Origin of the sequence: Methanobrevibacter sp. (assembly GCF_045120835.1) — an archaeon.
Lineage (GTDB): Archaea > Methanobacteriota > Methanobacteria > Methanobacteriales > Methanobacteriaceae > Methanocatella.
In genome coordinates, this window is the sequence record NZ_JBGVFE010000080.1 from 1 (window position 1) to 9033 (window position 9033).

The 9033-nt window shown below is 34.9% G+C and carries 16 protein-coding genes; 7 read left to right on the forward strand and 9 right to left on the reverse strand.

Going from position 1 to position 9033, the window contains the following annotated elements:
- The 6 genes from ACJMLO_RS07315 to ACJMLO_RS07340 form a co-directional block, all read right to left on the reverse strand.
- Nucleotides 1–241 (reverse strand): hypothetical protein (locus ACJMLO_RS07315; protein WP_405295394.1); only part of this gene is annotated, 241 nt, incomplete at its 3' end.
- A 31-nt stretch (nt 242–272) separates the two neighbouring features.
- Nucleotides 273–407, reverse strand: a complete 135-nt coding sequence (locus ACJMLO_RS07320; protein ID WP_405295396.1) for a hypothetical protein — start codon at nt 405–407, stop codon at nt 273–275.
- Nucleotides 408–626, reverse strand: a complete 219-nt coding sequence (locus ACJMLO_RS07325) for a hypothetical protein (protein ID WP_405295398.1) — start codon at nt 624–626, stop codon at nt 408–410.
- Entirely contained in the window at nt 607–960 is a 354-nt protein-coding gene (locus ACJMLO_RS07330) for a hypothetical protein (RefSeq protein WP_405295400.1), read from the reverse strand. The genes ACJMLO_RS07325 and ACJMLO_RS07330 overlap by 20 nt, the downstream gene beginning before the upstream one ends.
- 158 nt (nt 961–1118) lie before the next feature.
- Complete coding sequence (locus ACJMLO_RS07335; protein WP_405295402.1) at nt 1119–1298, reverse strand: hypothetical protein; 180 nt, start codon at nt 1296–1298, stop codon at nt 1119–1121.
- 617 nt (nt 1299–1915) lie between these two features.
- Nucleotides 1916–3088: a tyrosine-type recombinase/integrase gene (locus ACJMLO_RS07340; RefSeq protein ID WP_405295403.1), complete on the reverse strand. Its 1173-nt coding sequence runs from the start codon at nt 3086–3088 to the stop codon at nt 1916–1918.
- A 131-nt stretch (nt 3089–3219) separates the two neighbouring features.
- Between ACJMLO_RS07340 and ACJMLO_RS07345 the strand changes: the two genes are divergently transcribed.
- From ACJMLO_RS07345 to ACJMLO_RS07365, 5 genes are read left to right on the forward strand one after another with little or no spacing between them, the layout of a single operon-like run.
- Nucleotides 3220–3612 (forward strand): hypothetical protein, encoded by a 393-nt coding sequence (locus ACJMLO_RS07345; RefSeq protein ID WP_405295404.1) that lies wholly within the window; start codon nt 3220–3222, stop codon nt 3610–3612.
- Nucleotides 3609–4106 carry a class III signal peptide-containing protein gene (locus ACJMLO_RS07350; protein ID WP_405295406.1) on the forward strand — a complete coding sequence of 166 codons (498 nt, stop codon included), beginning with the start codon at nt 3609–3611 and terminating at the stop codon, nt 4104–4106. The genes ACJMLO_RS07345 and ACJMLO_RS07350 overlap by 4 nt, the downstream gene beginning before the upstream one ends.
- Nucleotides 4107–4122: 16 nt before the next feature.
- Nucleotides 4123–4497 (forward strand): carboxymuconolactone decarboxylase family protein, encoded by a 375-nt coding sequence (locus ACJMLO_RS07355; RefSeq protein ID WP_405295408.1) that lies wholly within the window; start codon nt 4123–4125, stop codon nt 4495–4497.
- The gene (locus ACJMLO_RS07360; RefSeq protein WP_405295410.1) at nt 4498–4812 is read left to right on the forward strand and encodes a hypothetical protein; all 315 of its coding nucleotides are present in this window, start codon (nt 4498–4500) and stop codon (nt 4810–4812) included.
- Nucleotide 4813: 1 nt separating this feature from the next.
- Nucleotides 4814–5182: a hypothetical protein gene (locus tag ACJMLO_RS07365; protein WP_405295412.1), complete on the forward strand. Its 369-nt coding sequence runs from the start codon at nt 4814–4816 to the stop codon at nt 5180–5182.
- On the opposite strand, the gene ACJMLO_RS07370 is transcribed toward ACJMLO_RS07365, so the two are convergent.
- Genes ACJMLO_RS07370 through mtxX form a run of 3 tightly spaced genes read right to left on the reverse strand, consistent with a single transcriptional unit; the run spans nt 5179 to nt 7431 of the window.
- A complete protein-coding gene (locus ACJMLO_RS07370; RefSeq protein WP_405295414.1) occupies nt 5179–5940 on the reverse strand; it encodes a TatD family hydrolase in 762 nt (253 codons plus the stop codon). The two genes, ACJMLO_RS07365 and ACJMLO_RS07370, sit on opposite strands and share 4 nt — an antisense overlap.
- Before the next feature lie 3 nt (nt 5941–5943).
- The gene (gene uppS, locus ACJMLO_RS07375) at nt 5944–6708 is read right to left on the reverse strand and encodes a polyprenyl diphosphate synthase (RefSeq protein WP_405295416.1); all 765 of its coding nucleotides are present in this window, start codon (nt 6706–6708) and stop codon (nt 5944–5946) included.
- A gap of 9 nt (nt 6709–6717) precedes the next feature.
- Nucleotides 6718–7431 carry a methanogenesis marker protein Mmp4/MtxX gene (mtxX, locus tag ACJMLO_RS07380; RefSeq protein ID WP_405295418.1) on the reverse strand — a complete coding sequence of 238 codons (714 nt, stop codon included), beginning with the start codon at nt 7429–7431 and terminating at the stop codon, nt 6718–6720.
- Between the two features lie 110 nt (nt 7432–7541).
- Here mtxX and ACJMLO_RS07385 point away from each other — a divergent pair, with 110 nt between their 5' ends.
- Both ACJMLO_RS07385 and ACJMLO_RS07390 read left to right on the forward strand, forming a co-directional pair.
- The gene (locus ACJMLO_RS07385; protein ID WP_405295420.1) at nt 7542–8732 is read left to right on the forward strand and encodes a hypothetical protein; all 1191 of its coding nucleotides are present in this window, start codon (nt 7542–7544) and stop codon (nt 8730–8732) included.
- Between the two features lie 16 nt (nt 8733–8748).
- Nucleotides 8749–9033, forward strand: a 285-nt coding sequence (locus ACJMLO_RS07390; RefSeq protein ID WP_405295422.1) for a hypothetical protein, incomplete at its 3' end; no start/stop codon positions are given.

Sequence of the window (9033 nt, forward strand, 5' to 3'; positions counted from 1 at the left end):
AGAGTTTTTGCCATGCTGATTTTTTCTTGAAGTGTCTTTTCACTTTAACATAGTTGCCGTCTTCATCTTTTTCTTTGACTATGATTTCCTGATAGTCTGTTTCGTTTAATAGTCCTTTGCAGAGTTTTTGATAAGCGTCCCACTGTTCAATAGCTACATCAACATCCGGAACGTTGTCTGCAGCTATTAATCCTGTTTCTTCAGGAACTTTCGGACTTTCTATAAGTTCTGCCTTTACCATTTTTATCACCTTAAATATGATTGGAGGATTTTTATAATCCTCCTGTGCTGGTTGCAATTCCAATCCAGCCAATTATTAACGCAACTAACATGCTCCCAACAAAAATCAATTTGGGATTCGGGTTCATTGGTTCTTCTTTAGGATATAACCTTGCCGGTTTTGACATTCACATCATCCCACGTTTGATACAGATTTCAACAATCAGATTCAAGTTGATTATTGAATCGAATCCGCTTTTTCTGTGGATTTCCATAGTCCTCTCGTTAATGAAACCAATATCGTCAGATTTTGTAAGAGTAACATATTGATCTTCATTTGCATATACAAAAGCAACAAAGCAACCATCCTGGAGAGATTTCTGCATTTCAAGAATGGTATTCATCATAGTTGTCACCCCCTTTGTTTTTCCTGAATCCGACAATGAAAGCTTCCCCTCTTATGAACTTGATTAATCCAATATCACCTTCGGCTGCATAGTGAATCAGTCCTAACAGCTTGGAGTGTATCAGTGTCCGGTATGCCTTTTTGCCACCGTCCACCAGTACAATGCCGTCATCGTCAATGTAGAGGATAACCTGTTCGACATCACCTTTGGCAACTTTGATTTCACCTTTGTGGGTTAGGATGCCGTGGTAGTTGTCCTGGAATTGATTAATTGAGTTTGATTTTTGATTAACCTCATTAATGCAAGACCTTGTGAATGGTGAATAGCTGTTCATTTTCCTTCACCTATGTTTTCAATTTTGTCAAAAACTTCCCACATTCTGTCCCATAACTCTTTTGGAACTGTAACATGTGGTACGCCGTCAATTTCTTGTTCTATCATAATTTTGCTGACTCCTGTTAATGTTTCAAATTATAGTTCAACAATCTGAGGCTATTGATCGAGTTTCATTATCTTGATTCTGTATAACTCAAAGAATTCCCTTTCATTTCTGATGTTTTCTGTTTCCTGAATTTCATCAATAGCTTCTTCCAGTGCCCGGAAGTTATTGGTAATTATTACTTCATTAGGCCGGGGCTTCATTATTTCACACATTGTTTTTGTGCCTCCCATTATTGCCCACATGTAGGGCGATTATATAATCAACAGTCTAAAACTCACTAGGCCAGAAGTCTTGAAAAATAAAAAGTGTATTTGAGAATTAATCTTCCATTCTTTACCGAATATTAGAATAAAATAAGTTTTACTTTTTTTAGATTTGAAAATCTTTATATATTTCTTAAAATAAACTAGATATTGGGTTAAGTTTTGAAAAGTATTAATTTTTAACAAAGTTTCGCGGCTCTGTTTAACTATTCTTATTTTTCATACTGGCCCATTTTATAGTCCTTTTTTTATGATCTATTTTTTTCATTACATTTCTTGATATTTTACCTCCAGATATTGAATTTTAGGCCTCACGGAAAAAAAGTTGTGCGAGTGTGAAAAATTGCTCCCACTTCGTAAAATTGCTTTACTTTCGTGATGGCTAATCATAGTTTATCATTTTTTGTATATAAACATTACTATTCGTTTTTTTATTGTTAAACTGTTCATTTTTTCGAGAAAAAAATTTGAAGATAAGGCATGTGTTTTTGGAAAATTCTGTAAACAATAAAACAAAAAAATGTAAGAAAAATTAGTCAAATGTATAAAATAAAAAAAGATGATGAGCAGTGTTGCTCACCATTTTAAACCTTATTTTTCTGATGAAGTATCTCATCTTTAAAAGCTCTTAAATCAGCTACTTCTGCTTTAACACTACTGTAATCTGATACTTCAGTTTTAAGTTCATCCAATTCTGATTTTAAGAATCTGTTCTCCGATTCCATTTGCATAAATTCAGGAGATTTGATTGTCAGTTTTTCTACATCGGCATTAATTGTTATTGCGCCCATGTGCTCAATATATTTCTCCTTTAGACGTAATGGATTTTCCATGAAATAGGATGTCCTGGTTCGATCTTTGCCTCTGCCCTGAAGCTCATCGATTTCATCCATGCTTAACCCGTCATTATACAACTGGCTGGCGTGGAACTTCCTCAGCATATGGGAACGGAACCTGTTGAAAGTACCGACTTTTCCCAGGTTCAGCTGCCTGTTAATCTTATTGAATGTGTTGTTGAGGTGTGCGTCACTGATGCTGAATAGTTTTGAAGGATTTTTTAATTTCCTTTCTTCAGATAGCAAATAGTGTATTATTTCAGCTGTAGATTCAGGACTTGAAAAGGCAGTGTAGTATTTGTTGGTTTTTTGACGCCTCAGTCTCCAGGACGGAACTATATCGTCCCTTCCCTTTAAGATTTCAATAGCGTCATAGATGTTTCTTTTATGGTGGTATTCGTAAGTAGCATCTACAAAGTCCTTAACGGTCAGATTTAAAGTTTCCCTTTTGGCGCACCCGCTGCTGGTCATAAACAAGATAATGGCCTTCATTAAAGGATTGACCATTTTAATTATATGCCTCAGCAGTTCTTTGTCCGGCAAATCAGTATAGCAAATTGGTTCTGGTTTTTTGGCATTTCTTTGATTTATCTTTGGCATTTTGCCAATTTCAATGTCAAAACCTTCTTCATAGATGGTTCGAAGTCTTCCCATATAAACCTGGATGGTGTTGACAAGATAATCCTCTTTTATTAAAAAGTTTCTAAAAGACAATAGTCTTGACCTCAATTTTGAGAATTTCCATCTGACGTTTTCCCTCTCTTCTTGTTCGGCCTCTTCTAGCAATTCGTAGAATGTCATTTCATGAAATTGGCAATAGATTCCAACTGTTGTCATATACCCTAATCTGGTTTGCTCTTGGACTCCTCTCTCATCACAGAAACTTCTAATTAATTGTTCGTCCCGGTCGTTCATATCCATATTTTCCGCTCCATATAAATTATAGTTTTTGTGAGAGCATTTGATAACTAATAAATATTTTTTACCCTAATGCATCAAAATTGATTTTTATTTTGAGCAAAATTTATTAATTTCTAAAATAATTAAAAAATATGGATAATAAAGGTTTTATTTCAATAGAATATCTATTTTCATTATTTATTGTTATAATTATTGCTTTGGGAGTGTTATTTTACGCATCCGCATCAATATCATCAAGTTTAAATATTGAAGATAGTGTTGCCCATCGTCTGATTCTGGATGATGTGGCTAACGTGATAAGTCAGGTGAACTCTAATGGTGTTGGTTATTCAAAATCAATCGAACTTCCCTCGGATAGGGGATATTTTGAAATTACAGTGGAAAAGAACAAATTGACAATGGAATATGAAAACAAGAAAGGTGAAACGCAAATGATGTTTGCCAATCTTGATGGAAAATATAAACTGATTAGCGGAAGAACATATTTCATTAGCAAAACCTCAGAAGGGATTGTGATAAGATGATGGAAAATAGGGGACAGATTTCAGCCGAATTCCTATTGCTGTTTGGGGTTCTGATAATTGTTGTAATGCTGTCGATAGTCTTTGTGGCCGATGAGCATGAACTGAATACTGCAATGGCGGCCGCTCGAAATGGAGCCGTTGAAGGTGTTGGCACTTCATCGGTTGCAATCTATCCTAAAGATACTTTCCGTGATTATTCATCCTCCAAATCAAGTCTGCTGCATCCATATTCCGTTGAAATCATTAATGTATCCTATTCTGAGATGGGATATGACAGCAAATACGATAAAAAATGGATTCAGTTTAAGGTATATGCCAAAACTTCCTCCAGATTTGATAAGGCGGAATTGGTATCGATTGGAGACAGGATCAATTTCAATTTAAGGAAATCACTTGCCGTCAGTTTCAATTCAACTGCTTCAACAAATAAATTGTACAATCCGGTCTTTTCTTCCCATTATGTTTACACAACCGCTAATGTTAAATGGATTTAGGGATAATATTATAATCATGTCAAGATATGAAAAAGGTAAAAAATGCATAGAAGGCATTCAGGAAAAGTCAGTTGAGGAAATCTTTAAGGATTTGGATGATATTGCACCTGATTTGTCTAGATTTGTCATTGAATATCCATACTCAGAGATATATACTCGTGAAGAAGTTGACTTGAAAACAAGGGAAATATGTACTGTAGCGGCACTGACTGTTTTGGGGACAATTCCTCAGCTCAAGGAGCATATTAATGCTGCATTAAACGTTGGCAACACTCCAACAGAAATTGTTGAAATCATGATGCAGATGAGTGCCTATGCGGGGTTTCCAAGAGCAATCAATGGAGTTATGGCTGCAAAGGAAGTCTTCTTTGAAAGAGGATTGCTGGAATGATTGGATAACATGACATTTGAAATGGTGGCTTCAAAATTACAGGATGAATTAATTGATGCATTAAAAAATAACAAGGAATTGAATGAATATGAGTTAATTGTATTCAAATACGTGTTTATAAGTGAATTGAATGTGCCTCTTCTTGAGGATTTCGGTGTTGAGATAGTTGATGATTCATTCATTCTGTATGTGATTCCTGATGACCTGGAATTGAATCTTTTAAGAAAATTGGATGATGCATTTGACAGGTTCGATGTTAGTTTCATGTCCAATTCATACAATGTAATTAAGTTAAAATTCAGATTAAGTGATTGATATGTACAATGAAGAAGAAAAACAGCAGCTGATGGACGACTTGGTTGAGATGGAAACATTCAAGGCAGATGTGGGTGATGAAGGAAAAATACTTCAGGAAGACTTGAAGGAATACTTTATAAATGGAAATGGGGATGAACAGGATTTAATATTTAGGCTGGAACTATATTTCTATGCATTCAAATTATTCTGCAGAAAATCTGTTAAGATTGATAGGAATCAGTTTATAGTATACTTAAACGATTCTCTTCTTGATTATCATCTGATTAATTTGGTAATGGAAGATTTAACCGATTTTGAATTGGAAATTGAAGCGGTTAAGGAAAATAGGGATGTGCTGATTAATCTGAATTTCACACTGCATTTTTAGATTTTGAAAATATTGCGTGCGTTGCTGGTGGTAATTTCATCAACAGCCGCAACGTCCATATCCTTTATCTCTGCAATCTTATGAACTGCATTTACAACTTTTGCAGGTTCGTTTCTTTCTTCTTTTGTCATTGCAAGATATGGACTATCTGTTTCAGTTAGAACATAATCCAGATCTATTTTTTCAATTAAATCTTGATGATGCTTGGAGTAACATAGCATTGTGGAAAAGCTCATTGCACAATTGTCCATGTTCATAATCTTTTTAGCGGTTTTCAGGCTACCTCCATAGCAATGGAAAACGAAATATGGGATGTCTTCATATTCGGGAATGATATTCACTGCCTTTTTCTCACAGTCCCTGACATGCATGACGATAGGTACCCTATACTCATTGGCAAGTTCCAAAAACCCTTTGAATATTTCCTGCTGTCTTTCTCGCAGTGCCTTGTCTGTAACATAAAAGTAATCCATTCCCACTTCGCCGATGGCAACAATGTCATCAAGATATTTTGCAATGTTGTCATGGGCAATGTCGATGTCTTCTTGTGTTGCATTTTGAGAGCTTACGGGGTGAAAACCAAAAGTAGGATAAATGAAACCTTCATAATCCTTTGAAAGTTTTAGGACTTTCATGTTGCTGTCGTTGCTGTAACCTGAAACGATTACATTGTCCAGTTTGTCCTGTGCTCTTTTGATGACTTCTTCACGGTCAGAGTCGAAGTCTTCAAAGTCAATATGGCAATGGGTATCAATCATAATCTAGACTCCAAATCTTCTGTCTCTTGCCTGATATGACCTGATTGCCCTTATGAAATCAACCTTTCTAAGTTCCGGCCATAAGGTTTCACAGAAATAAAGTTCTGAATATGATGACTGCCAAAGTAAAAATCCGCTCAGGCGTTCTTCACCGCTGGTACGGATGATTAAATTTGGATCTGCCAAACCTCCGGTGTAGAGGTTTTTGCTTACAAGGTCCTCATCAACATCATCAATTGTAATCTTGCCTGCCTGCACATCAGCAATGATCTTTTTAAATGAATCAATAATCTCTAAACGTCCATCATAACCAATAGCAATGTTAAATAATCTTTTGTCGTAATGTGCAGTTGCATCTTCTGCTTCTTTAATGGCTTCACGAACGCTTTCAGGAATTAATTCTGTTCTGCCGACCACTTTAACTTTAACTTCATTGTTGTGTATTTTTTCATGGTCAACCAATCTTTTGAAGTTGGTAACGAAGAGGTTCATCAATCCTTCAACCTCATGCGGTGGGCGGTTAAAGTTTTCAGTTGAAAATGCATATACAGTAATAATCTCTATTCCAAGTTCAATACTCCAATCAAGAACTTTCTCTAAAGTGTCCACTCCAATTTCATGGCCTTTTACAACATCAATATTTCCCTGAAGTTTGGAATATCTTCTGTTTCCGTCCATGATTATTGCAACATGCTTTGGCATCTTTTCTGGGACTAAATCACGAGTAATGTACCATTCATACAATCTGTAAAGTATATTTTCTGCCATTTTCATCACTTATTCTGATAAGTCATTAGCTAAAATTAAACTGCGGACATAACCATCAATGCTTTGGTCTCGACTTGTATCAATATAAACTCTATCTATTCCGAAGGTTATCGCACCATAGCTTGGCCAAGAATTAAGTAAAACGAGTGTTCTAAATATTATGTTTCCCACTCTTCCATTAGGTGCAAGAATAACATTGGATTTTTCATTGATTGCTTTTTCGATTAGAATGAAGTGATTTTTAACTTCTTCGGAGGTGTTTTCTTCAATCAGTTTTGTCAATTTTTTACTTTCGATTATTGAGTTTGAGACTTCCTTGCCTCTTCCGAAATCATCTTCTCTTCCTTCGGCTAGAACTGCAATCTTAGGCTTTTTGCCTACCTTTTTAAGAAAGTCAATACAGTTTAGAGCAATTTCGTATCTTTCTTCAACATTTGTACCTTCATCAATCCCGACGGGAGACAATAAAAATTCATATCCGTCCCCATTTACATAAGTTGCTCTTGACAAATTGGGATAATATTCTTTGAGTTCCTGCATAATATTGGATGCTGGAAGTGATCCACGTACAACTGCATCTATATTGTTGTTTAAAACTGCTTTGACCAAGTCTTCATCACTATAAATTAGTTTAATGTCCGTTTTTGGGTGTTTATCTTTGAAAATATGGCATGCCTGAATTATATTTTCATTTTCACCAACACCAATAGCTATTGTTTTCATTAATTTAATTATTTATCATTCATTATAAATTAAAGTTTTCTAATTTTTAGTGTTGTGAAAAATTTTTAAGCTATGCATTCTAAAATATTATTAAGTTGTGGGGATTTTGCATGAATGGTAAAATTAATGAATTGTCAAAATACAGTCAGGTTGACATTGAAAAAACAGATTTGATTTCTGATGTTTTTGAGAGGTTTCCCATTGTTTTTGAATCTCTTAAGTATTCAAAAAGTGAAGATGCAATTAAAAGTGAATTAATTGAAAAATTAGAGTGTAAAAGTTATGATATGGACCTTGAAGTTGAAGAAAGAAATTTCAAGTACTGTCCTAAATGTGGCCGTGAATATCCTTTAGAGGATAATTATTGTTCCGATTGTCTGGTTATTCTCAAAAGCCTTGAGGATAAAGTTGACGTTAGAGATATTGAAGCAGACCCTCTATTTATCTTCAACGGTGAAAATGAATATGATGATTTTGAAAAGCTGTTGGACAGGGATAACATAGAAAAAATTAATCAGTTCGAATTTAGCTATGAGGATTTTTCACAAATTTTACATGATATAAAGGCTCAGGCATTCAAAAATTTCGATGAAATTGTAAAAACAAATGAAATAGATTTTGATTCACTTGGCCCTCTTGATAAGATTATATTATTTACAAAATCCTTTGTAAAGGTTGATTTCAAATCATTTGGCTCACAATTGGGCTATTTTGAAGAAGACACCATTTTCATAGATGACAGGCAAAGCAGATCACTTCAGATTACCACATTGATTCATGAACTGTCTCACTTTCTGATTCAGGAAATCCTGATTCATGTTATCTGCAGGATATTGAATGCCTCCCGAAATTCCTATATTCAATCATTGGTCGTTTTCATCCTGTCATATCATCCTTTCACTCAATTGATTGATGAATATTCAGCTCACAACGTTGAAGGAAGGTTCACTATGTTTGGCTTTCAGGATTATTCCTCATTCATTCAAATCGAGAAGAGCCTGGATGTCGAAATGACTCCTGATGAAATTGAAATAACAAAATCAATTGGAAACACTTTTGCACTGCATATAAAGGACATTTTGGAATCTTTGATTAACAGGGACCTTCGAGAAGAGATAAAGGATCAGTTTTTAGAGGATAGGGTGGATAGACCAAATTATTCAGCCTTAAAGATGGAAAATTGCCAGATTCTAAATGAGGAAGGATTTATCAAATCGCTTTGGCTGATTCTCTTTGACGGTTTTGAAACCGCAAGTGAGAATATTGACAAACTAATTCAGGTTAATGATTTAAATAATTAAAAACAAATTGTTTATTATGAATGTAAAAGAAAAAATTTTAAATCTTAACCAGGAACACACCAGTCAGAGTGTTGAGATTAATGATGTACTTTTAACCGTCATTACCAGATTTCAGTTGTTTGAACCATGCGGCTATCTGTCCGAAGATGATGACTGGCTGAATGTGGCCCTTATTTCTATAGAAGACAATAATGTTTCACAGGCATTAAGCATTAAAAAAAGTGAAATCACAACATTGGGCATTTTCAACCGTGAAGAAGTTGAAATCAATATAGTTGATACTCAAATGGGCTCTGAGGAT